The 22788-nt window shown below is 58.4% G+C and carries 19 protein-coding genes and 1 tRNA gene; 12 read left to right on the forward strand and 8 right to left on the reverse strand.

Translation table 11 applies throughout. The annotated features are described in order from the left end of the window. Window positions 1–136: 136 nt before the first annotated feature. Entirely contained in the window at window positions 137–1432 is a 1296-nt protein-coding gene (locus MWU49_RS13380; protein WP_246973271.1) for an outer membrane protein transport protein, read from the reverse strand. A 250-nt stretch (window positions 1433–1682) separates the two neighbouring features. Further along, complete coding sequence (locus MWU49_RS13385) at window positions 1683–2699, reverse strand: AraC family transcriptional regulator (protein WP_246973273.1); 1017 nt, start codon at window positions 2697–2699, stop codon at window positions 1683–1685. A gap of 171 nt (window positions 2700–2870) precedes the next feature. On the opposite strand from MWU49_RS13385, the gene MWU49_RS13390 reads away from it, so the two are divergent. The 3 genes from MWU49_RS13390 (at window position 2871) to MWU49_RS13400 (ending at window position 6467) form a co-directional block, all read left to right on the forward strand. Then, window positions 2871–4370 (forward strand): NAD(P)/FAD-dependent oxidoreductase, encoded by a 1500-nt coding sequence (locus MWU49_RS13390; protein ID WP_246973276.1) that lies wholly within the window; start codon window positions 2871–2873, stop codon window positions 4368–4370. Window positions 4371–4450: 80 nt separating this feature from the next. Then, a complete protein-coding gene (locus MWU49_RS13395) occupies window positions 4451–5272 on the forward strand; it encodes an alpha/beta hydrolase (protein ID WP_246973278.1) in 822 nt (273 codons plus the stop codon). Between the two features lie 307 nt (window positions 5273–5579). Continuing rightward, on the forward strand, window positions 5580–6467 hold the full coding sequence (locus MWU49_RS13400; protein ID WP_246973280.1) for a fatty acid desaturase: 888 nt from the start codon (window positions 5580–5582) through the stop codon (window positions 6465–6467). 88 nt (window positions 6468–6555) lie between these two features. Here MWU49_RS13400 and MWU49_RS13405 read toward each other — a convergent pair. Continuing rightward, a tRNA-Arg gene (locus MWU49_RS13405) sits at window positions 6556–6632 on the reverse strand. Between the two features lie 428 nt (window positions 6633–7060). On the opposite strand from MWU49_RS13405, the gene MWU49_RS13410 reads away from it, so the two are divergent. From MWU49_RS13410 to MWU49_RS13445, 8 genes are all read left to right on the forward strand, one after another. Then, entirely contained in the window at window positions 7061–7750 is a 690-nt protein-coding gene (locus MWU49_RS13410; RefSeq protein WP_246973282.1) for a response regulator transcription factor, read from the forward strand. Window positions 7751–7778: 28 nt separating this feature from the next. Then, a complete protein-coding gene (locus tag MWU49_RS13415; protein ID WP_246973284.1) occupies window positions 7779–8903 on the forward strand; it encodes a FecR domain-containing protein in 1125 nt (374 codons plus the stop codon). Between the two features lie 3 nt (window positions 8904–8906). Beyond that, the gene (locus MWU49_RS13420; protein WP_246973286.1) at window positions 8907–11501 is read left to right on the forward strand and encodes a CHASE2 domain-containing protein; all 2595 of its coding nucleotides are present in this window, start codon (window positions 8907–8909) and stop codon (window positions 11499–11501) included. Between the two features lie 251 nt (window positions 11502–11752). Beyond that, window positions 11753–12211, forward strand: coding sequence for a cytochrome c5 family protein (locus tag MWU49_RS13425; protein WP_246973402.1), 459 nt, complete (start codon window positions 11753–11755; stop codon window positions 12209–12211). 2 nt (window positions 12212–12213) lie between these two features. After that, on the forward strand, window positions 12214–12573 hold the full coding sequence (locus MWU49_RS13430) for a c-type cytochrome (protein ID WP_246973287.1): 360 nt from the start codon (window positions 12214–12216) through the stop codon (window positions 12571–12573). A 1427-nt stretch (window positions 12574–14000) separates the two neighbouring features. Continuing rightward, window positions 14001–15539: a hypothetical protein gene (locus MWU49_RS13435; RefSeq protein ID WP_246973288.1), complete on the forward strand. Its 1539-nt coding sequence runs from the start codon at window positions 14001–14003 to the stop codon at window positions 15537–15539. Window positions 15540–15617: 78 nt separating this feature from the next. Then, window positions 15618–15977: a hypothetical protein gene (locus MWU49_RS13440; RefSeq protein ID WP_246973289.1), complete on the forward strand. Its 360-nt coding sequence runs from the start codon at window positions 15618–15620 to the stop codon at window positions 15975–15977. A 42-nt stretch (window positions 15978–16019) separates the two neighbouring features. Continuing rightward, window positions 16020–16514 (forward strand): DUF1772 domain-containing protein, encoded by a 495-nt coding sequence (locus MWU49_RS13445; RefSeq protein WP_246973290.1) that lies wholly within the window; start codon window positions 16020–16022, stop codon window positions 16512–16514. Here the strand turns inward: MWU49_RS13445 and MWU49_RS13450 are convergent. Beyond that, entirely contained in the window at window positions 16479–16895 is a 417-nt protein-coding gene (locus tag MWU49_RS13450) for a hypothetical protein (RefSeq protein ID WP_246973292.1), read from the reverse strand. The two genes, MWU49_RS13445 and MWU49_RS13450, sit on opposite strands and share 36 nt — an antisense overlap. A gap of 128 nt (window positions 16896–17023) precedes the next feature. Here MWU49_RS13450 and MWU49_RS13455 point away from each other — a divergent pair, with 128 nt between their 5' ends. Further along, on the forward strand, window positions 17024–17851 hold the full coding sequence (locus tag MWU49_RS13455) for a DUF2059 domain-containing protein (RefSeq protein ID WP_246973294.1): 828 nt from the start codon (window positions 17024–17026) through the stop codon (window positions 17849–17851). Window positions 17852–18214: 363 nt separating this feature from the next. Here MWU49_RS13455 and MWU49_RS13460 read toward each other — a convergent pair whose 3' ends face one another. The 4 genes from MWU49_RS13460 to MWU49_RS13475 are packed head-to-tail and all read right to left on the reverse strand — an operon-like array spanning window position 18215 to window position 22563. Then, window positions 18215–18928, reverse strand: a complete 714-nt coding sequence (locus MWU49_RS13460) for a DUF2894 domain-containing protein (RefSeq protein ID WP_246973296.1) — start codon at window positions 18926–18928, stop codon at window positions 18215–18217. Beyond that, window positions 18921–19568, reverse strand: a complete 648-nt coding sequence (locus MWU49_RS13465) for an OmpA family protein (protein ID WP_246973298.1) — start codon at window positions 19566–19568, stop codon at window positions 18921–18923. Before MWU49_RS13465 ends, MWU49_RS13460 begins: the two co-directional genes overlap by 8 nt. After that, entirely contained in the window at window positions 19568–21781 is a 2214-nt protein-coding gene (locus MWU49_RS13470; protein ID WP_246973301.1) for a DUF802 domain-containing protein, read from the reverse strand. The genes MWU49_RS13465 and MWU49_RS13470 overlap by 1 nt, the downstream gene beginning before the upstream one ends. Beyond that, the gene (locus tag MWU49_RS13475; protein ID WP_246973304.1) at window positions 21778–22563 is read right to left on the reverse strand and encodes a DUF3348 family protein; all 786 of its coding nucleotides are present in this window, start codon (window positions 22561–22563) and stop codon (window positions 21778–21780) included. The genes MWU49_RS13470 and MWU49_RS13475 overlap by 4 nt, the downstream gene beginning before the upstream one ends. Window positions 22564–22788: the final 225 nt, after the last annotated feature.

Raw genomic sequence — 22788 nt, forward strand, 5'->3', positions numbered from 1 at the left:
TCGAAAGGCAAAGCCTTCGTTTTCGGGTTGTTTGGTCTTTCGCGTGTTGCTTGTTGCGTGATGCATGAAGCGGTCACAGAGCGGCATAAAAAAGCCGGGCATTGAGCCCGGCTTTTTTGTTTCCGCATTCCCGCAATCAGAAGCGGTAGGTTGCCTGCAGGGCAAGGCCGTGGGCGGTGTTTTCAAAGTCACCGCTGTAGTAATCCTGATTGATGCCGCCTTTCTCTTCATTAATGTAGGCATAGGCCGCGTCCAGAGTCAGGTCTTCGGACACGTTCCAGCCCGCACCAAGGGTGAGGATGTCGCGGTCGCTGACGGGAATGCGCACGGTGCGGTCGGCATCACGGGTGGGGCTGTTGTCGCGGGCATAGCCGGCGCGCAGTACCCAGTCCGGATTCAGCTGGTAGGCACCACCGATGGCAAAGGCCCAGGTGTTTTCCCAGTTCAGTTCTTCGGAGACTTCACCGAAGCTGGATGCGAACATGGGGTGTACGGCGCTGTTTTCGACAACCAGCTCTTCCAGGCGGCTCCAGCGGGTCCAGGTGGCGCCGGCATACAGGGTCACTTCGTCGGTGGCCTTGAAGCTGATGGAAGTGTCCACGGATTCGGGCATGGTGATGTCCACTTCCGCGTCGTATTTGCCATCCAGAGCCGGTGCGACCGGTGCTGGCGTGCCGGTGATGGTGGTGTCGCCTTCCAGGTTGTAGTCCACCTTGGAGTGGTAAGCGAGACCCCAGTCGAGGCGATCGGTGACCGCAACCATTACGCCCAGATTGTAGCCGTAGGCGATATCGTCGCCCTCGATCTCCACGTCCGCGTCTGGTTCGAGCGCGAGAGCAGGATTAATTGAGGCAAAGGCTGCCCCGGGCAGGGCGCTGGTCAGCTTGCCTTCGATATGGTTGATGGTCGGACCAAAGCCCACAGACACCTTGTCGTTGAAGGCGTAGCTGATGGTGGGCTGGATAGTCACCACCTGTACCAGGCTGTTGAGGCCATGGTAACGGCCCTGGAAGGTGTCCTCGTAATCACTTTCCACCCCATAGGGCACGTACAGGCCGATGCCAGCGTGCAGCTTGTCATTAATCGGGGTCACGTAGTAGCCGAACGGCACAGTGGAGAAGGGCACCATGTCGCCCTCGTTGGTGCCGCTCACCGGCAGGCCGGGGGCCAGTTGGCCCTGGGTGTTGCTGATGTCGGTGCTGGCATCAATAAAGGCCAGGCCGCCGGACACTTCGGCGCGCTTCAGGCGGCTCATGCCGGCCGGGTTGCCAAACAGAATGCTGGCATCGCTGGCGGTGGAGGCGCGACCGGCGTAGGCGGAGCCGGCGCTGCTGGCGCTTTGCTCGTTCAGTGACAGGCCATTGGCCATTACCTGGCTTGATGCGGCAGCAATAGAGGCCGCCAAAATCATCTTGTTTGAATACTTCATCATAGCTTTCCCGAGTTATGAGTTTTGCGCGCGCACGGTATCACCGTGGGGGCGGGGTTGGCCATGGGGTTGCGCGGCAAAAATGTGCCGTTTGTCGTCAATATTTAATTAAAATGGCGTAAACATGCTGTCTAATGCCATGAAGGTGCTTCACGTTTACATTGTATAATGTTGCCTTTGCTTAATAAATATACAAAGTAAACCAACTGTTTAGGGGCGGGAGGTCATGATCTGGAGGGGCGTAACCGGGGGATTACTGGCCGATCAGCTGCTGGCGGAAGGCCCGCGGGGTGAGGTCGAACCAGTCGCGGCAGGCGCGATTGAAGGCGGATTGTTCGGAGTAGCCGAGCAGCCCGGCGATCTGGCTGAGTTTGAGATTGGGCTCCATCAGGTACTCCCTGGCCAGCTTCATCCGCTCCGCATTGAGTAGCTGCTCATAGGTTGTCCCTTCCCTGGCCAGACGTCGCTGCAAGGTGCGTTTGTGCATGGACAGGTGTGAGGCAATGGTATCGCTGGAGCAGCGGCCGGTGGGAAGCAGGGTGTTGATCAGCCCGGTGATGTCCTCTGACAAGCTGCTGGCATTGGGTGTCTGTTGGGAGTCCAGATAGCGCTCTGCCAGTTGCCAGGTCTGGTGGTCGGCACTGGACAGTGGCATGGCATAGGTGGACATGGGCAGATAGAAACCAGTCCAGTCCTGTTCGAAAAAGGCCGGGCATTGAAACATGGAACGGTAGGCGGTCATCTCTGCGCTGCGCGGGTGCATGAAGTGAACGGAGATGGGTTGAAAGTCGTCCCCGCAAAGCAGCTTGATCACCTGCATGGCATTGGCCATGCCCAGTTCATAAGGCTGCACCCAGTAGCCCAGGCCCCTGTTATCAATACGGTAAAAGAACTGAATGGCGGGTTGTCCGTCCAGCATCACCATTTCGGTGTCCACGCTGAGCACCGGGGAGTGCAGATGCAGGTAGCGCCCGATGCTTTGAATGGCGTCGCCCACGGTCATGGAGCTGCGGGCAATCACCGAGATGGGACCGAGAATGTCCATGCCCTGGTAGTCTGCCAGGCTCATGCCGAACGCCGGATCACCGAGGCTGTCCGCGGTGTCTTCCAGTAGGGCGATGAAGTCCTTGAGCACCAGAAAGCTCTGGTCCTCGCGGTCATCCTGTGCGGGGATGTGATGTCTGGCGAGAAGTGGAAGCGGATCTGCACCCCTGCTCCGGACCTGTTCTTCATAGCCCCACAGATTGGTGGCCCGGATCAGGCTGGTCACGCGCTTGTCTCCGATGTCATTGCGGGTGCCTGTGTGCACAGCAATTCGGTGTATTTGTTCTTGAAAATATGTCGCGATATGTCAAAAAGATGTCCGCATTCGTCAATATTGTCAAGCCCGGGTTTTGGAATAGTGGATGGTGAGAGCGAGATTAATAACAAGGAAAATACGATGACTACTCAACACTACGACATCATCATCATTGGTGCCGGACTCTCCGGCATCGGCACCGCCTGCCATATCGCCCGTCAGTTTCCGGGTAAGTCCCTGGCCATTCTTGAGCGCCGCGAGCAAGTGGGTGGCACCTGGGACCTGTTTCGTTATCCCGGCATTCGTTCCGACTCTGACATGGCCAGCTTCGGCTTCAACTTCAAACCCTGGTATTCCGACAAGGTGCTGGCCAAGGGGGGCGATATTCGTGAATACGTGGCGGAGACCGCCAGGGAATTTGGCCTGTACGACAAGGTGAAATACGGGCTCAAACTGGAAAAGGCCAACTGGTCCAGCAGTGATCAACACTGGGAGATTCCCGCCCTGCATGAGGCCAGTGGTGAAACCCGCACCTATACCTGTGGTTTTATCGTCAACTGCGCCGGTTACTACAACTACGACCACGGCTATCGCCCGCATTTCGATGGCGAGGAAAGCTTCAAGGGGCAGATCGTTCATCCCCAGCAGTGGCCGCAAAATTTCGATTACAGCGGCAAGAAAGTGGTGGTGATTGGCAGTGGTGCCACCGCCATTACCGTGGTGCCGGCTATGGCGGAAAAGGCCGCCAAGGTCACCATGCTGCAGCGTTCTCCCAGTTACATCATGGCCATGCCGGATACCGACGTGATCTCCATTGCCATGAACAAGGTGTTGCCGAAAAAGTGGGTGTTCAACATGACCCGCAAGCGCAACATCCTGTTCCAGCGCGGCCTCTACCTGGCCTGCCAGCGCTGGCCGGAGAAGGCTCGCAAGCTGCTGATCTCACACATGAGCAAGCGCGCCCCGAATATCGACGTGAAACACTTCACGCCGTCCTACATGCCCTGGGACCAGCGTCTGTGTGCGGCCCCGGACGGTGACTTCTTTGATGCGCTGCGTTCCGGCAAGGCGGACATGGCCACCGACCATATCGATCACTTCGATGAAACCGGCATCGTGCTGAAGTCCGGCCAGCATCTGGAAGCCGATATCATTGTCACCGCCACCGGGCTGGATGTGCAGTTGATGGGCGGTATGCAGCTGGAGCTGGATCATCAGCCGGTGAATCTGACCCGGAAAATGACCTACAAGGGTTTGCTGATTCAGGATATTCCCAACTACGGCTGGATCTTTGGTTATACCAATGCGCCCTGGACCCTGAAGAGCGATATCGGCGGCCAGTATCTGTGTCGTCTGTTTGCGGAAATGGAAAAGCGCGGTTCTACTGTGGCCACACCAGTGGATCATCACAATAACCTGACCGAGGTGGGGATGCTGGATGGCTTTGCGCCGGGTTATATTAACCGCGCCAAGGATCGCATGCCTCGTCAGGGGCGCGGTGGTCCCTGGAAAGTGACCATGCACTACGGCCAGGACAAGAAACTGCTGACGGAAGATCCGGTGTACGATGGCATTCTTGAATTTGCTGGCCGTGAAGCGGCGCGTGCCAACAACGTAGAGCCAATCCGCGCCTCTGCCTGATGGTATTCTGATTGTTGGTGCCTGCCCGGGTAACACAGGATTCGGGAGAGCTATTCGTGGCGGGCACAGGGAGAAAAACGATGAGCGAAAATAACAAACCGCCAGTATTGCTGATTCATGGCATGTGGAGTGATGGTGATACCCTGCACGAAGTGCGTGATGCCTTTGTTGAGCAGGGCTATCGGGTGGATTCGGTGACGCTGCCGTTCCATCGTCCCCGTGCCGAGCATTCCACCGCCAGTCTTGCCAGTCTGGCGCGAGCCCGGCTGCAGGATTATGTGGAGTTCCTGGTCGAGCACGTAAAGAAAATGGAAAGCGCGCCTATTGTGGTGGGGCATTCCATGGGTGGATTGCTGGCCCAGCTCACCGCGGCGCGGGTGCCTTGCGATCGCCTGATCCTGTTGTCGTCAGCGGCGCCTGCAGGCATTAACGGACTCGGCTTATCGGTATTTCGGACCCTGGGCAGCAACCTGTTCCGCTTTCCGCTGTGGCGTAGCGCCACCCACCTGAAGCTGGCCAATGTGCAGTACGGTGTTGCCAACACCCAGAGTCCGGCGACCCAGCAGGAAGTATTCGACCTGTGCAGTTACGAATCCGGCATGGTGACCTTTCAGATGACCCTGGCCGCTTTCAGCAAAAAAACCTTTGCGAATGTGGAGCCGGGCAGCATTCGTTGCCCGATCCTGATCATTGGTGGCGTGGAAGATCGCATCACAACCATCGGCGTGCAGCGCAAGATCGCGAAACGGTATGGTGATCGTTGTCGTCTGGTCGAGATTCCGGGCTGTGATCACTGGACAGTGGGTGGCCGCTACTTTCGCGAGATTCGCTCTGTCATGTTCGACTGGCTGGCGCAGGATCTGCCCTGTGACAGCAATGAACCGGCCTTGATGGCCAGCTGAAAACGTGCGCTACAACAACCGCTTTGCGGTGCTGCACGTCATGGGCTACGTGGCGGTAGTGGCAGGGGAATCCCCTTCCTTGTTTCCCTAACTGCTGTACGTAGCCTCCGCCCCGCTCCGCAAATCGCGAGCGGGGCATTTTTTTGGCTGCTCTGCGGCCGCAGAGCGGCCAAAAATTTATTCCGGTTGTATATGGATTGTTTGTTATTGTCTGCGCGTGGTTTATCGCCTCGGGTTTAAGGGTATTCTGATTGTTTCAGGTTCTCCGCATGAGGGAACTCAGCGACCCGAACAGGAGGCGGCGGCCATGGATTCGGCCACATCAAACCAGCAGGCTATTGCCGCAGCGAAACGGCACATGGGCAGCATGGCCTGGCCCACTATTGTGTTGGCCCTGTTGGTGGTGTTGGCATTTGTGTGGACCCTGGCACTGTTCGCCAGTGGTTCGCTGCCCGCCTGGCTCGCCTGCGTGTTGGTGGCGCTGCTGACCTACATGTCCTATACGCCGCTGCATGAGGCGGTCCATGGCAATATTCATGGTCATCATGAAGGGCGCAAGTGGATCAACGATCTGTGCGGCTATCTGGTGGCGCCGATCATTGCGATCCCTTACGCCTCGCACCGCGTTGAGCACTTTACCCATCATCGTTATACCAATCAGCCGGACAAGGATCCGGACTTCATTGTCAGTGGCATGGAGAAAAGTCCGCTGGCGGTGATTACGGCCGGGCTGCGTTTTCAGTGGGTGCAGAATACCTTTTTTGTGACGCACAGCTGGCGGAGCGCTTCATGGCAACAGCGGTGGATTTACTGTGGGGAGTTGCTGGTGTCGGTTGGCTGGCGGCTGGTGTATCTGCTGATGGTAGATCAGCCCGGTACCCTGCTGGTGATACTACTGGGGTATTACGGTGGCGGGTTGTTTACTGCGTACTGGTTCGCCTATCGCCCCCACCACCCCTACCGGGTCAGCGAGCGCTATCGCAATACCAACAGCCTGATCATGCCGGTATGGATGAAGCCGCTGGAATGGGTCTGGCTGGGGCAGAATCTGCATTCCATCCATCACCTGTTTCCCCGCGTGCCATTCTATCGATACCATGCCCTGCATCGTGAGATCGAGCCGATCCTGCGATCCCGGGGAACGCCGATCATCGGCATCTTTTCCCGGCTGCCGACACCTTCTGCTGACAGGTAACAAGGCCGATTTGCCTTCAGCATGTTGCGTGTTGCGCCTGCTGCGCGGGCAACAAAAAAGGCCTCTCAACTGAGAGGCCTTTTTGATATGGCACGCCCGAGAGGATTCGAACCTCTGACCTTTGCCTCCGGAGGGCAACGCTCTATCCAGCTGAGCTACGGGCGCAAAACAGGTTGCACAGCGTTTGGGGCCGATCTGGCGCCCTGGCTGTGCAGGCTGGAACTTGGGGATCCAACGGCGGCGAATGATAGCCGGTTGTGGCGGTGGCGTCCATGGATGGGGCGCATCAGAAGGGCGTTTGACGATATTCTGCGCATCCGGTCGCAGCATGGAAATGGCCTGGCATGTGGCTGATCCCTGCCGTGGATTCGCGATTGCCGCCCGGTCCACAGGAGGGAGGTTGTCGCCCTGTTGGGCTCAAGCTGACCGCGAAGGGGGCCTGATTGTCCGGCACAATGCGGGTTGTGATGGAACTTGGCGGGGTTTTGGTGTCGAATGCAAGGAGCGGGCATTTTACAATCTTTTCCCGCTAACTCTTTGATGAATCGGTAGTCTTTGCAGCAGTCGCAGACTGCAAAGAGATGGAGAAGAGCGTGCGGATTGCTTATCTGGAAGATGATGTGGCCCAGGCCGAGCTGGTGACTCACTGGCTGAAAGAGGCGGGACATAACTGTATCCATCATTCCAGTGGGCGGGATTTCATGTCGATGTTGCGACGTGACACCTTCGACATTCTCCTGCTGGACTGGGAAGTGCCGGACATGAATGGCTATGCCGTACTCGAAGAGGTGCGGGCCAGTGGCAATCGCACTCCGGTGCTGTTTGCCACCCAGCGTGATGATGAATCTTCAATTGTCGGCGCTTTGTCGCTCGGCGCGGATGACTACATGGTAAAACCGACCAAGCAAGCGGAATTGCTGGCCCGGATCAACGCCCTTGGGCGCCGGGCAGGGGTAGCGGAAATGGATGAACAAACGGCGCTGACGGTGGGCCCATGGACAGTGGATCGTGCCCGCCGGCAGATTCTGCTGGAAGAAACACCGGTGAAACTGACCGACAAGGATTTCGAGCTGGCCAGCTATCTGTTCCAGAATGTGGGCAAGCTGATGAGTCGCGCCCACTTGCTGGAAAAAGTGTGGGGCATTATGACCCCCATCGAGTCGCGCACGGTAGATGTGCACATCAGCCGTATTCGTCGCAGTCTGCAGATTCGGCCCGAGCGTGGCTATCGCATCAAGACGGTTTATCAGCACGGATACCGGCTGGAGCCGATCGAAGAATAAAGCACCATATTATTCAGGAAGGGGTTGCATGAAGGGCTGGCTATGGATGGCGCTGTTGCTGGGACTGTTGTCGTCCACGGCGAGCGCACAGGAAGATTGGCAATATACCCTGCGGCCCGGTGATTCCCTGTGGAAGATTTGCGACCGCTTTGCCCAGCAGCCCCAGGCCTGTTGGCGCGAACTGGCCTCCTACAACGGCCTGGATAATCCTCACAGTCTCAGCCCCGGTGATGTACTGCGGGTGCCCATGGACTGGCTCAAGGAAAAGCCTATTTCTGCCACCGCCCGCGGCGTCAGCGGGGAAGTGCTGCTGTATCCGGCAGAGGGTGGTGAGCCGCTGATGGTCAGTGAAGGCGATCAGATTGCCTTTGGCGATGCTCTCGAAACCGGAATGGATGGTAGCGTGCGGGTGCACTTTGCCGATCAGTCCGTGGTGCTGCTCAAACCCTCCAGTCTGCTGGTGGTCAACCAGTACCGTCGCTTCCTTGGGCAGAAAGGGGAGCGCACCGAGCTGCGCCTGGAGCGCGGCAGTATCCGTAACTCGGTGACCCCTCTGGACCAGGATGAAGCCACCTTCGAGGTGTATACCCCGGGCGTAGTGGCGGCGGTGCGCGGTACCGAATATTACCTGTCCGTGGATGGTGCCGAGACGTCACGCAATGAGGTGCTGGAAGGCCAGGTGGATGTGACCGGCCGGGAGACCACCCGCGAAGTCCGCCAGGGGTTTGCCACCCTGGCGGCCATTGATGAACCTCCCATGGAACCGGTGGCATTGTTGCCGGCCCCGGCCATGGTGGTGACCACCAGTTATACCGGTGCCGAGGCGGTGTGGCCGGCCCAGGCTGATGCGCAGCAGTATGCGGTGGAGTGGTACCAGCAGGACGATGGGGTGCTGCTGGGCCAGCAATATTTGACCGAGACCCGCTGGCAGCAGGCGCTGCCGGTGGGGCAATACCGCCTGTTGGTGCGCGCCGTGGACAACCATGGCCTTCGCGGCGAGGAAGCTTGGCAGGAAATCACCATTGCCCCGGAGCCCGTCGAGCCGCCCGCGCCGCAGGCGCCGGAACCGCCCCCCGAGCCAGAACCGGAAGCGAAAAAGCCCTGGGACCTGTGGGTGTTCATCGGCGGTGTTGCCCTGATGTTGGCGCTATAACACATGGGGCGCCGCCTGACTGTGGATCAGCGTCGCTATCTGGCTGAGCACCTCTCGGTGCTGCTGCTGGTGGCGGCCTTGAGTGTGCTGCTCAGTGTCAGCGGCGCGCTGTCGTTCGTCGACCGTTACATCTATGACAACCTGATGCAGACCCTGCCGGACGAACCTGCCAGTGATGTGGTGATCGTCGGCATTGATGAATACAGCCTCCGTGAGATCGGGCGCTGGCCCTGGGACCGCAAGGTGCACGCGCAACTGATCGAGCGACTCACCGAGATGGGGGCCCGTGCGGTGCTCGTGGATCTGATTCTTTCCGAGCCTGATCGTAACAACCCTGCCTCCGACCAGGCCCTGGTGAATGCCATGGCCGCCAATGGTCATGTCTATCTGCCGGTGCATGTGGAGCAACTGCGAGCCGGTGGCCAGCTGATCGAGGTGCTGCCCTATGCGCCCTTTGCCCGGGCGGCTGCCGGATTGGGGCATGTGGATCTGGAGCTGGATACCGATGGGGTGGCCCGTTCGGTGTACATGCGCTCCGGCATTGGTCAGGCCTGGTGGCCGCACATTACCCAGACCCTGCTGGTGCACGAAGGAGATCTGGCAGAAAACCGTTTCCCCTCCGATCAGGGGGAAGAGTTCTCCGGGCTTGCCAACGTGCGCCGTTACCACCGTTATATTCCCTTTGTCAGCGGCCCCAACAGCTACCCGCAGGTGTCCGCCGTGGAGCTGCTGGAGAACCTGATCCCGGAGCAGTTGATCCGCGACCGTATTGTACTGGTGGGGGCCACAGCGGCGGGGCTGGGCGACATGCTGCCCACCCCGGTGGCCAGCAATGGTGAGCTCATGGCGGGCGTGGAAATCAATGCCAACCTGCTCGACGCGCTGCGCGATGACCGTCTGATTCGTGAACTGAATATGCCCAGCGTGCTGATCCTCAGTGCCCTGCTGGCGTTGCTGGCGCCCCTGCTGTTGCCCTATGTGCTGCCGCGCTGGAGCATCCCGCTGGTGGCCGCCATCATGCTGTCGTGCATGCTGGTGAGCATGGTGATGCTGATTACCCTGCGGCTGTGGATGCCGCCGGCCGCGGCAATGACTGCGGCCCTGATGGCTTACCCGTTGTGGACCTGGCGACGGCTTGAGTATTCCCTGTCCTATATGCGCAAGGCGCTGGAACGGCTGTCGGAATACAGTGAACTGAATCGCCGGCTCACCCGCTCGGCCTCGCTGGAACAGCTGGCCGTGATGTTGGACCGGGTATTGCCGGTGCGTGCATGGCAGCTAAGCGGGCCGGATTCCCGACTGGCTGGCGGTGAAGCCCTGTCTGCCCAGCAGTGGAAAGGCTCGCTGGCGAGACAGTATCGCTTCCGTCATGAAGGGCGCCGGTTCGAACTGCAGGTGGTCTGGCATCAGGGGCTGGATGCGGATACCTATGACTACTGGGTGAATGCCATGCTGGTGCGCATCCGCTCAGGGGTGCCCAGCGCAGGGCCGCGCTACGAGGTACTGGAAAATCACATCGAGCGGCTGCGTCGGGAAGAAGAGCGGCAGGAGGCCCTGACCCGCTTCTTCCAGGTCACCCTGGCGCAGATTCGCGAAGGGGTGGTGATCGCTGATGCCTGTGGCGGCATCGTCTTTGCCAACCCCCAGGCGGCCCTGTTGCTGGGGCTGGATGCCGGGCGTCTGAACAGCGGGGATTTCCCGGTCACCGACATCGGCCGGGAGCTGGAGTTGCGCGAACACAGCTGGGATGAGCTGTTGTGCCGCACCGTGGCGGAAGGACGCACGCAGCTGGAATGCCGCAACCGCCAGGGGGCGGATCTGTATCTGGACATGCTGCTGGTGCATGCCGGTGATAACCCCGGTCGAATGATGATCCTGTCCTTCAAGGATATTTCCGAGGTCAAATCCGCACTGCGTACCCGCTCGGAAATGCTCGACTTTCTTTCCCACGATCTGCGTTCGCCCATGGTGTCGGTGCTGGCCCTCACCGAGAAAATGCGTCAGGGCAGCAGCCAGGATGAGCTGCCGCAGTTTCTGGATAACGTGCAGCACTATGCCAGGAAGAACCTGAACATTGCCGAGCAGTTCCTGCAGCTGGCGCGGGTGGAAGCCGTGGACAGCGTGGAAATGAATGAGCAGGACATGCTCGATGTGGTGGAAAGCGCTATCGACCAGGTGCAGATTCAGGCCCAGCAGCGCGATATCGTGCTGCGCTTCGATTACAACCCGGATCAGGACGTCTGGGTGCAGGGCAACAACGAATTGCTGGAGCGGCTGGTGGTCAACCTGCTCACCAATGCCATCAAGTACAGCCATGAGGGCAGCTCAGTGGATGTGCGCCTGTATGCTGAAAACGGTCAGGTCTGCTGTGAGGTGCGGGATCGCGGGGTGGGTATTCCGCCGGAGTTCCAGGCGCGCCTGTTTCAGCGCTTCAGCCGGGCCAGCACCAGTGGTGGTGCCGGCGTGCGCGGGGCCGGCATGGGGCTGCGCTTCGTCAAGGTGGTCACCGAGCGACATGGCGGCGACATCCGGGTTCACAGCGTGGTCAACGAAGGTAGCCGCTTTACTCTGTGTTTACCCCGTATTGACATGGGATGATGTAAGTATTGCTGTACGCCGGATGCCTGAAGCCGGACGGAAAAACCTGAAATTCTGGATGGGAAAGGCGAGTTTCGGGCTGGCAGGGCCGGTTTTCCGGCATCTGGCTTCTGGTATCCAGTGTCAGGCCTGACCATCACCAAAGTCGAAACAAGATGCCATTTTGTCCCCACGGCCTGAGCGGGTATAATCGCGAACCGCACGCCCCCTGAGGCGATTCACAGAACAGTAGAGGTGTAATTGTGAAAAATATCCTGACAGCCAGCCTGGTACTGATTGCCGCCCTGTTTGCCGCCGGCAATGTGGCTGCCAAGAGCACCAAGGAAATCTCCCCCTACCCGCTGGGTGAGCGTTCCGTATTTAGCGACCGAGCCATCGAAGAGCGCATCAAGCCTGTCGGTTCTGTGTGTGTGGAAGGTGAAGAGTGTGGCACTGCTGCCCCCGCCGCTGAAGAAGTGGCCAGCGGCCCGCGTTCCGGTGATGCCGTCTACAACGCCTCCTGTGCTGCCTGTCACGCCACTGGCGCTGCTGGCGCACCGAAAACCGGTGATGCCGGTGCCTGGGCCCCGCGTATTGCCCAGGGCAACGCTACCCTGGTCAAGCACGCCATCGACGGCCTCAACGCCATGCCCCCGAAAGGCATGTGCATGACCTGCTCCGACGACGAGATCAAGGCTGCCGTCGAGTACATGGTTAGCGAAAGCAAGTAACCATGACCCGGATCCTGTCAGTCACGGCGGCCCTGCTACTGGCCGCCTGCTCTGACAGTGACTCCCCCAACAGCGCCCCGACTGCCTCCGCCGATACGGCGGAACCCCGCAGCGGGGCGTTGTTGTATCGTCAGTACTGCGTCAACTGCCACGGCAGCGGCGCAGCCGGCGCTCCCCAGGTGGGCAAGGACCACCGCCTCTACTGGTCCCACGAAGTGGAAGAAGAGGGCTTCGACACCCTCGTCCAGGAAGCCATCCATGGCATCAACGCCATGCCTCCCCGCGGCAATTGCTACGACTGCACTGATGAGGAAGTTCGTCAGGCGGTGTTGTATATGCTGCAACTCAGCGCGGCGAAGTAAAAACCAGCTGCAAGTTTCAAGCTGCAAGCTGCAAGGCGCGATCGGGTGCCGAGTTGGCGGTGGGGCCGTGCCCGCGATCTGACGTTTGGGGGCGGATTCCTCGAATAAAAAAGGTTCATCGCGGATTAGCGGGAAGATGCTGCTGCCGTGCCCTTCCCGTAGGCGTCGCTCGCGGCGCGACCCGGGCTCGGCGAGATTGGATGGGGCTTCGCCCTTCGCCATGCAAGCATAGCTCCCACTTGGCTAATCCACCCTCTGCAGCGGCGCGCTGTGGGTTTGCCTTTTGTAGGAGTTCCACTTGGGGGACGAAGGGGTTGCAGCTGTGCACTCTGTGGTAAATCTGCTTTTGATCTTTGCGTGCCGCATGTTGCGTGAAGCGTGTTGCAGCTGCGGAGCGGCCAAAAAAACCTCCCATTTTCACCCGCGCGCAAGTTGAATATGTAGGATATGGCTTACATATTTTTGTAAGTGATTGAGTTAGGTTGTGTTTTGGGAAAAGTAGATGCAAGAAATGTCCGAGTTAAAAATTCCCGTTCAACACGCAATTGCAAGAAAAGTCTGTTGAGAGTGGTTCCTGACTGTGGGCCAAGTCGCTGATTGGTAGACAATTTGATGTGATTCTGGGGCGAGGGTTGATCGGGGATATACAGCAAAGTGTTATATCGCATCTGCAATTGAATAAACTGTTATGCAGAAATGACATGAGTAGATTCTTGAGCGCTTCACTTCTAATTCAGATTGTTCTTATTTCATTATTCGTTATTTTGGGGTTGCAGTCAGATCAGGCAATGGATAAGTCTGGAGTTGGTGATTTAGAAGAATGGCGGCGTTTAAATAATCTCTCTGGAGCGGCACTCTATGGGGCTGTTATTTTGTGGTTGGCATCACTCTTATCATCGCTGTTAACTCGCACGTTTAGATCCAAAATAGCTCAATCAGCTATAGGTGTGCCGCCATTGCTCCTAGTCTTTGGTTGGTGTTTGTTATGGTTTGTCTAGTAATGCATAACAAGCGGCGCCAGGCAGACCAAACTTCCGCTCGTTCCTCGCTCCAATTTGCCCGCTGCGCCGGGCGTTAAGTGCATAAAGGAGTCATGGCTTGTTCGAATCAAATGAATTGAATGCAATTCTCAAGTCAGAGCTGGCTCGGGGAAACGAAATTGCCGAGGAATCAGCTTGGCCACCCAAATGCAAGAAAATAGTTATTCTAAAGCGTCGCTTTCATCACTCGTATGAAAATAGCGGCCTAGATTACCGAAAAATAAATGATCCGCACTATTGGTATGCGGAATACTCTACAAGCAATCAGGCAGAGTGTTTAGCATGCAAGTGAGCAAGCACTTAACAAGCAAAGGCAGCATCGCCCCTTCGGGGCTGGACCTCGCTACGCTCGGCCGCTGCTTTGGGCGTTAGGTTTTGGAGTAAATAGTGAACGTCGAAGAAGAATTATCTCAGTGGCTGGATATTAATATCCCCCTAAGGAGAGTAAACAAGTCTAGGGACGCACAGGCTGTTTTGCTGCACTATGGGTTTGGTGACATTGCTTGGCCCACTCTTGAGCAAATAGGTGAGCAGCTTTCGATCGGAACCAGAGAGCGAGTTCGGCAGGTTCTCAACTCTACTTTCAAGACCAAAGCATCGATCGAACATTTCCCAGTACTTCGAGTTGCGTTAGAAGAAATTAGTAAAGTTGATTTCGAATCTATACCTGAAGTTCGTAAAAGGCTCATAAGCTTGGGGGTTATTTCCCCGAGTACTCGAATTCGTGGACTGTTAAATCTAGGGAGTGACCTCAGGGCGATCGGAAACTACGAGTTAGTGGACCACGATCTGACAAAGCTTTCTCGTTCTGAAGCGGAGTTTGACGAAAAAACTTTTCTGGGCACGAAGTCAGCGATAGGAGATCTCAAGAAGACTTTCAAGAAAGCGAAGACTCTGCCAGGGCTTCTTGGGTTGGCTGCCAAGGCGTACCTCGAAGATGAAATTGGGCCAGAAGCGGCTGATCGAATATGGCGCTTTATGGAGCTTGGTGCCGAGGCGGAAGTTATTAAAGACGGTGATCAACAGTGGTATATCTTCGAGAACCGAGATAACACACTTATAAACAGCTGCGAGAAAGTAGCCTCAATTTCCTCTTCCAATAATGTTCAAGTTCTTGCTGAGACGCTCCGAAATTCTCTACGTCGGCGGACTAAGAAGTACGAGTACCCCAGCTCTGAAGTCATTCGAAAATGGATATATCAGTCAAAGTGGTTTGAGATTACCAATGGTGTTGCGGTTTTCCTTGTTTCGCCCCAGCCCTTAACAGAAATCGAACAGGCTGTCGTGCAGCATCTAGCAGGCAAAGGGCCGAGTATGTATCCGCCTCTGAAAGACCACTTACTCGGACTTGGATTTAGCAAGCCAAATATTGATAAGGCGGTCACTACGTCCCCTCTGGTATTCGTCGACAAAACGGATATTCGTAAGAAGTACACCTACACCCTCATTTCAGAGGTCGAATATGCGGACAAATCATCAGCTGATTTTGATGAAAGATATAGAGTTTTCAGCAATCGCTTGAAGAGGCTATTAACTACTGGCGGCCCCGAAGTCTCCAGAGAAGTCCGTGTAAGACGGGAGCAATCGATCCTTCGGGAATGGCTGTTCAATGGGAAGCTGAGCGAAAACTGTGCTATTTGTGGAAAAGAATATTCCGTTGCAGCATTGGTTACTGCTCATAAGAAAAAGCGCGCTGATTGCACTGATTCGGAGAAGACGGACCCAAGAATTGTCTTTCCTCTATGCTTATTTGGGTGCGACTTTCTATATGAGGCCGGGATGGTCAGGATATTTAACGGAAAGGTTGTCAGTTCCCGCAAAGATACAGAGCAAACAACTGATATTTTGGTGGCCAATGCTGTGGATGGGAATGCTGTAGATGAGCGTTGGCTTAAAGGTAAAGCCTCCTATTTTGGACAAACCTAACAAATTGCTGCACGCGGATAAATTACTCGCTGCGCTCCCAATTTACCGGTGAGCAAGGCGTTAGTGGCATTAAGGAATATGGAACAATATAGGGCCCCAGAGTCGGAGTTAGAGAAAGCTCGGAAAGAGCTATCTATCGATAAGAAAAAGCAACGGTTTTTAGTGGCATTGTTTGCGTTTTCGCTTTACGCGGCGGGAGCTTTAGCAAGCTACCTGCTGAATGGTGGTTTTTACAGCGTGGGAAGCAAGAATTTTTTGAATGTTTCAATGATATTGACGCTATTCTATGCATTCTCTGTGGGGGCTTTCCTGTCTATTTTTAGTCCCTTGAACTGGTTTTGGGGGCTGGCTGTTGTGTTTTGTCAGGTTTACGGTGTTGCGGTAAGTTTTGTGATCGTCTTGTACCTTTACCTCCGAAAAATAAAGGTAAGGACATAACAAACGACTGTGATCCTGCATGCCATTACTAATGGTGCCTTTATGTTCCTTCTAAACTTGTCCCTGGTATTTTCCGCATTTCTTTGCTCTCTGGTTGCCGGCTTTCTGTTTGCCTGGGCGGTGGTGATCATGCCCGGGATTCGTTCGCTGGATGACAAGGCGTTTATCCGCGCGTTTCAGGTGACGGATGGGGTGATTCAGGATGGCCATCCCCTGTTTCTGCTGGTCTGGCTGGGCTCTGCTGTTGCCATTATCGTATGCGGGTTGCTGGGGTTGTCTGTGCTGCAGGGCGTAGATCTTGTTCTGTTGTCGCTGGCGGTGGGTGGCTATCTGGCCGGGGTGCAGGGTTCCACCATTGCGGTTCATCTGCCGCTGAATAACACCTTGCAGCGTCTTGATCTGGAGGTCATGGGTGAGGAGGCTATTGCCGAGGCCAGAGCGGCTTTCGAGTCTCGCTGGAACCGATCCAATGTTATCCGCACGGCGATAGCCTGTGCGGTGTCACTGCTGTTGATCCTGTTGTTGTTCCGGCTTTGATTCTGCTGGCCCGGTGCCATTGCCGGGTTGGTGTGTGTAGGTCAGGCGGGTTTCACCAAGTACTTCGCAGGCCTGCAGGATGCGGGCTTCTACCAGAACGTCATCTCCCGGCTGCAGCTCAAGTTCCACATCCCCTGTGGTCTTGCTATCCCCGTTAATGAACAGCTTGCTGGACTCACTGTTGATCAGGGTGGTGCCGTTGCGGGTGCGGCTGGCTCGCAGCAGGTAGGTGAGCGTATTCCAGGTGCCCTGGCAGCTGACTTCCAGACGAAACTGGTGCCGGTTATCAATGGCACTGTGATGGATTGTCAGCTCACAGTCCTGTGCTGAGGCTTGGAGTGACAGGGCGAGCAGGCTGAAACCGATCAGGGGATTTTTCATGAAGCTTGGCAGCGGCTGGCGGGTGGCGACCAGTTTACCCCTGCCATGGATAAGGCCCAAGTGCTGGCGACGGTGGGGACAAGTCGTTAGGGTTGAAGATGAAGCTGATCAGCAAAGTGGCAGGATAAATGAATAACGGGAAGAGCGGACAATATCACCATAACCGGTCCTGGTTGCGATGGATGGCAGCGGCGCTGTTGCTGGTCTGCCAGTTGGCCATGGCGAAGGATGGACAGGCGGTGAGCCGGTTGCTGATCGACTCAGGTGTGGATGCGCAGATGCCGGTGTTCGGCCAGCTGGTGCAAGGCACACTGGCGCAGAATCCGGCACTGGAAGATGGAGAGCAGCGTGAGGTGCTGCAGCACATCGCCATGGAATCCTTCCGTGGCGATGTGATCTATCGTCATGTGGAGAGGGCGGTGGCTGAGGCCCTGCAGCCGGGCGATATGGAGACGCTGCAGCTCTGGTATGGCTCGCCGTTGGGGCAAAAAATTACTGAGATGGAATTGCAGTCGCAGCAAGCGGACAGCTTGCCGGCCATGAAGGCGGCCGCGGAGAGTCTGATGGCGGATCGTGAGCGAATCGCGGCGGCGGCCCGGCTGGATGATTTGACCGGCGCTTCGGCGCTGGCGGTGACGCTGCAGCAGCGTGCGCTGCTGGCGAATCATATGGCCGAATCCATTGCTGCGGATCCTGAGGTGCCGGTGGACACCGCCGCACTGGATGCGCAGTTACAACAGCATCGAGAGCCGATGCAGCAGCTCCTGCGTCAGCAGACGGTGTTGTCCCTTGCCTTCACCTATCGAGAGTTGCCGGTAGACCGGATTGCCAGTTATGAAAGTTTCCTTGCCACCTCTGCGGCGCAGCGTTATCAGCAGGGGGTGAAAGCGGGTTTGCTGGCGGGGGTGGATGCGGTGATGGAAAGTTGGGAAGCCGGGTTGCGGGAGTATTATTAGCTGTGAGCTACAAGCTACGCTTGATTGGAAAGGAAACTCGTAAAAGTTCCCGAGTTTTCCAGCATTTCTACGAAGCCGCTGTAGGAGCTTGCTTGCAAGCGATCCGAGCCTTGGCGAGGTATGGATTCCAGAAGCATATATCGAAGAAAAAAACAGCAACCGTTTTCCATGCTTCTGGTTTTGCCTTTCGATACTCGCTTCTCGAAACTCGAAACGGATTGCCTCGCTTGGGCTCGGATCGCTTGCAGGCAAGCTCCTACAGCAGTTTCATCCTTGGCATCAGGCATCAGGCATCAGGCATCAGGCATCAGGCATCAGGCATCAGGCATCAGGCATCAGGCGTCAGGCGTCGTCAGACCTCCATCACCCGCCGCGTTTCTTGCCTGCCTTTTCCAGCACCATGAGCGTGTCCACGTAGGTGACGAAGTGGTCCAGGTAGGCGGGGGAGAGTTCCTGCAAGGCGGTGATGGCGCGGGTGACCAGGCGGTGGGAATTGAGCGGGCCGGCATCGCTGGGGGTGTGGGTGAGGGCATCTTCGATACGGCGGCGCTTGCGTTGTTGCTGCTGGCCGGCGCGTACCCGGGTCAGGGCTTTCAGTTCGCGGGGGCCGTCACTGACGGGTTGTGGAACGGGCTGCTCTTCTTCCAGCAGGTTGCCTTCCTGTTCCTGCAGCAGTGCTCTTAGCGGATCACGGTTCTCGGGCTCAGGGGCATGGTTGCCGTTTTGCCGTAGCTGGGTGATCACGTCCGCCAACGGTGAAGACGGCTGGGCGGGTGCCAGCTGACGAAGCAGGGTCTTGAAGTTGTGCTGCTCATACAGCGGCGTCAGTTGTGGCTGTGTTTCCCTGTTCCACTGTTGCTCCACCGCCTGCTGGCTGCTGGCCATTTGCTGCTCCAGCTGGCCTACGGCTCCGGCAAGGCGGGCCAGGGTGCGCGGGCTGGTATGGCGCAGCTGCGCAAGCCGTTGTTGCTGGCGTTGCAGAAAGCAGAAGGCGGCAGGGGCGAACTGTTCGGCGCCCTCCGCTTGCAGGGATTTGATTCGTTCTGACAGCTCCGACAGGGACACGGCCTCAGCCATTGTCGCCCTCCGTGGTCGCCTCGGTATGGCGGCGCGGCACTGTGGTCAGTTCCACCCTCCGGTTCTTGGCGCGGGCGGCGCTGTCGTCGTTGGGGACCACCGGCTGATGTGGACCAAAGGCAGCGGCGAACACCTGGTCTTCCGGCATGCCCTGATCAATCAGGGTGCGGGTGACCGTGAGGGCGCGCTGGGCGGACAGGCCCCAGTTGTCTTCATAGCGGCTGTTGCCGCGCTGGATCGGCAGGTCGTCGGTGAAGCCGCTGACCATGAGCATTTCGTCATGTTGATCCAGATACAGCTGCAAGGGTTTGACCAGATCCTTGAGCAGGACTTCGCCTTCTTCCTGCAGTTGGTCGGAGTTGATCTGGAACAACACGCTGCCGCTGATGCCGATGCGGCCATCGCGGAAGGTGACCCGGCCGCTGGCCAGCGGATCGGCCAGCGCCTGTTCCAGGGCCATGCGGCGCTGTTCTTCAGCGAGGCGCTTTTCCTTTTCCTGTTCCAGCGACTGGCTCAGCTCCAGCTGGATGCCGATGACCCACACCAGCACCAGTACCAGAATGCCCACCAGGGCGGCCATCAGATCGGAAAAGATGGCCCAGACCGGCGAGGCCTGGGCATCGTCGTGGAGCTCTTCCATCAGCTGGCCTCGGCCGCAGACAGGTTGCCCAGGGCGTCGATCACGTCTTTCTGGGAGGTCATGCTCAGCTCGATGACTTCGCGGGCCTGCTCCACGTAGTAGGCCAATTGTTCATCGGCGCGGATGGCTGACTTGTCCAGTGCCGCTTCCACCTTTTGCAGGTTGTCCAGCAGCTTGTCGTTGCTGTCGCTGAACAGCTGCACGGCGGCGGCGAAGGCATCGCTGAGGCTGGCCACTTCGGCGGCGCTGCCGGTCACATCCCCGGCCACTTCATTGAGGCGTTCGCTCTGCTCGCTGACCTGCTGGGTGAAGGTGTCGCCGACCTGGCTGAGGGTCTCGCTGGCGCGGGTGATCAGGGTCTCGATGGCCTCGCGCTGGGCGGTAGCCGCGTCGCGCTGGTTGCTGAGCAGCTGATCCAGCTCTTCGGTGATGCGCTGGCGTTCTTCCAGTAGTTCGTTGTCGCGCTCGCTGCTGCGGGTCATTTCCTCGCGCAGGCGGGTGATCACTTCCGCCGCCGCTTTTGGCGTTTCCGAGGCGGTTTCGATCAGGCGCGTCATGGGTGCTTCCAGCGCGGTGCCGAGGCGGGTGAGGTGCTCGCTGACGGTGCCTTCCAGAGCGGCAAGGCGCTCGCTGGCGGCACCGGCGCGTTCCGCTTCGGCGTCACGCAGGGCGGCCAGTTCACCACGGATACCCGCTACCAGTTGATCCAGACCTTCGCGCTGACCATCCAGCAGGGTGGCGGTGCTGCTCTGGAACTGTTCATTGTTGCTGCTGAAGGTATCGCGGAGGGCCTGCAGCAGCTGTTCATTGCTTTGCTGTTGCTGGCTGCTGTGCTGCTGCCACTGTTCGCCTGCCTGCTGAATGGCCTGGCTGAATTCGCCGGTGGCGGCATTCAGGCGGCTTTGCTGCTGTTCGGCAAGGGCGGCCTGGGCGTCACGGGCTTCCTGCAGCTGACGGGCATGCTGGGCCTGTTGTTCGGCCAGCTGTTCCTGCCAGTGCTGCTGACCGTTGCGGCTGGCTTGCTCGAACTGCTCGGCCACCGCCTGCAGTTGCTCGCGGCTTTGCTCGGCGAGGCCTTGCTGGCTGTCACGCAATTGCTGCAACAGGGTGTCGCTGTTGCTCTTGAAGCGGTCGTGGTGTTCGGCCAGAGAGGTGCTGATGTCGCTGACCAGTCGGGCGCTGGTTTGCTGGTGGGTATCCAGCCCCTGCTGCCAGTGGTTGGCCGCGGCCTCGGTGGTGGCGCGGAATTCTTTGGTCAGTTCGCTGAGCTGCTTTTCGGTGAGCTCGGCAAGACGGGCGTGGGTGCCTTCGACTTGCTGGTTGAGCGTGGCCAGGGAGCTTTCCATCAACGGCTGGATGTTTTCCACCGCCAGGCGGCTGCTGTCGGCCAACGTGTCCTTGAGGGACTGGCTGACATCGCTGGCCAGCTGGCGGTACTGGGCATTCACCGCCTCGTGGAACTGCTGCTGGTTGCCGGTGAGGCTGTCGCGCAGTTCGGAGCCCAGGCCTTCCATACGGGTGGCCAGCGCCTGCAGCGCATCCACCAGGGCCGGGAAGGTTTCACTCTGCTGGTGCAGGGCCTGATAGGCCGCTTCACGCTGATGATCCAGCGAGAAGGCATGCAGGGTGGTGTCGCTGAGGGTGTCCAGCTTGCGCGAGATCAGCATGCGGTCGCGGCGACACAGGGTAGCGGTGAGGCCCAGCATGGCGGAGGCGGCGACACCGGCAATGGAGGTGCCGAAGGCCAGGCTCAGGCCGGCAATGGGGGCCGACAGGGCGCTGCGGATGGCAGTGAGTTCGCTGCTGCCATCCAGGGCAGTTGCGGCGCCCTGCAGGGTCACGATCATGCCGACAAAGGTGCCCAGCAGGCCGAGCATGACCAGCAGGCCGGTGAGGTAGGGGGTCAGTACCGGGCCGGGCAGGGCGGCCGGGTGGCCGTCGATGCGGCGCTGGACGCTGTGACGCAGTGGGACAGGCAGGCTCTGCAGCCAGTGGCGCAGGCTTTCGCGGCTGTCCGGCAGGTCGTCCAGGCGCTTGTCCAGTTCGGCGGTGTTGCGGCGGAAGCGCAGCAGCTCGGCGAAGCCCATGGCGTAGACCGCGGCGATGATGGCGGTCACGGTGAAGGCCACGGGCTGGCTGACAAAGGTGATGGCGATCCACAGGACAGCAATAGCGCCGATCAGGAAGGGCGCAGCAAATAGATAGCGTTTCATGGAGTGGGGCTTACCTCATTGGTGTCATGCGCGTCGGCGGGGGCGGCTTCGGTCGCCTCCCGGGCCGCCGCGAGCAGGCCTAGAACCGGTTCCTGTCGGGCATCCAGTTCAGCCAGTAACAGCATTTTCAGTTCCCGCCGGAATTGCGTGAGCCAGCCTTGCGGGCCCAGCCAGTCGGCGGGGGTATGGAAAGGGTCGCGCTGCTGCCAGAGCAGGCGATAGCGTTGTTCGAGTACGCCGGACAGGGCAGCAAACCCTTGGCGGGCATAGCTGGCCAGGCCGCTTTCGAACACGGCGTCCAGCTCGGCCAGGTGGGCCAGCGGGGCGCTGTGGCCGCTGAGCAGGCGCCGGCAGCGCAGGCGCAGGTTGCTCAGCCCGGCGATCATTTGTCGCTGATGGGCTTGGTAGAAGCGCTCGTAGGCGCTGAAGCTGGGGCGCTTTTCGGGGTCGGCATCGTCGCGCAGGGGCGGCAGGGCGATCACCGAAGCGGCCTTTTCGCCACTGAAGCTGCGGCCCAGGTAGTCCAGCAGGGCGCGGCGGGTCTTGAGCAGGTCATCCTGCAGCTGTTGCGGCATCTCATCGGAGGCGCTGAAGGGCCCCTTGGGGGTATGCCGGGTAGCGCCGTCCAGGGAAATGGCGTCAGACAGGTCAAACAGGCGGCCGAGACGCTCGGCAAAGTCGCCGTGGCTGGCACGGGCGGCCTTGCTGTCCAGGCTGCTCAACAGCTGCACCAGGCGGCTGCCGGGGAGACCGGATTGTGTGCGCGTTTGCGTCCTGTGCATGACTGCTGCGATCCATTGGTGTTCACGGTGCCGGGCGGGCATTCCGCCGGGCGAGCCGGACATTCTAATCGGGAAAAGGGTGTGATGATAATGCGTCTGTCGGTTGGGGGATATGGGGCGGATTTCTGGAATTGGGCGGCAGGGTCAGCCGTCAGGGGCCGTTTGCTGTAGGAGCATGCCTGCAAGCGATCCGAGGTTAATCAGGTTCGAGTTACGAGAAGCGAG

Origin of the sequence: Alcanivorax sp. S6407 (genome assembly GCF_023016115.1) — a bacterium.
In the GTDB taxonomy this organism is placed as follows: Bacteria; Pseudomonadota; Gammaproteobacteria; order Pseudomonadales; family Alcanivoracaceae; genus Alcanivorax.

Excerpts from the sequence above, each read along its gene's own strand:
- MWU49_RS13380 (WP_246973271.1), bottom strand. The coding sequence starts at position 1,432 with ATGATGAAGTATTCAAACAAGATGATTTTGGCGGCCTCTATTGCTGCC.
- MWU49_RS13390 (WP_246973276.1), top strand. The coding sequence starts at position 2,871 with ATGACTACTCAACACTACGACATCATCATCATTGGTGCCGGACTCTCC.
- MWU49_RS13395 (WP_246973278.1), top strand. The coding sequence starts at position 4,451 with ATGAGCGAAAATAACAAACCGCCAGTATTGCTGATTCATGGCATGTGG.
- MWU49_RS13400 (WP_246973280.1), top strand. The coding sequence starts at position 5,580 with ATGGATTCGGCCACATCAAACCAGCAGGCTATTGCCGCAGCGAAACGG.
- MWU49_RS13415 (WP_246973284.1), top strand. The coding sequence starts at position 7,779 with ATGAAGGGCTGGCTATGGATGGCGCTGTTGCTGGGACTGTTGTCGTCC.
- MWU49_RS13420 (WP_246973286.1), top strand. The coding sequence starts at position 8,907 with ATGGGGCGCCGCCTGACTGTGGATCAGCGTCGCTATCTGGCTGAGCAC.
- MWU49_RS13430 (WP_246973287.1), top strand. The coding sequence starts at position 12,214 with ATGACCCGGATCCTGTCAGTCACGGCGGCCCTGCTACTGGCCGCCTGC.
- MWU49_RS13440 (WP_246973289.1), top strand. The coding sequence starts at position 15,618 with ATGGAACAATATAGGGCCCCAGAGTCGGAGTTAGAGAAAGCTCGGAAA.
- MWU49_RS13445 (WP_246973290.1), top strand. The coding sequence starts at position 16,020 with ATGTTCCTTCTAAACTTGTCCCTGGTATTTTCCGCATTTCTTTGCTCT.
- MWU49_RS13450 (WP_246973292.1), bottom strand. The coding sequence starts at position 16,895 with ATGAAAAATCCCCTGATCGGTTTCAGCCTGCTCGCCCTGTCACTCCAA.
- MWU49_RS13455 (WP_246973294.1), top strand. The coding sequence starts at position 17,024 with ATGAATAACGGGAAGAGCGGACAATATCACCATAACCGGTCCTGGTTG.
- MWU49_RS13460 (WP_246973296.1), bottom strand. The coding sequence starts at position 18,928 with ATGGCTGAGGCCGTGTCCCTGTCGGAGCTGTCAGAACGAATCAAATCC.
- MWU49_RS13465 (WP_246973298.1), bottom strand. The coding sequence starts at position 19,568 with ATGGAAGAGCTCCACGACGATGCCCAGGCCTCGCCGGTCTGGGCCATC.
- MWU49_RS13470 (WP_246973301.1), bottom strand. The coding sequence starts at position 21,781 with ATGAAACGCTATCTATTTGCTGCGCCCTTCCTGATCGGCGCTATTGCT.
- MWU49_RS13475 (WP_246973304.1), bottom strand. The coding sequence starts at position 22,563 with ATGCACAGGACGCAAACGCGCACACAATCCGGTCTCCCCGGCAGCCGC.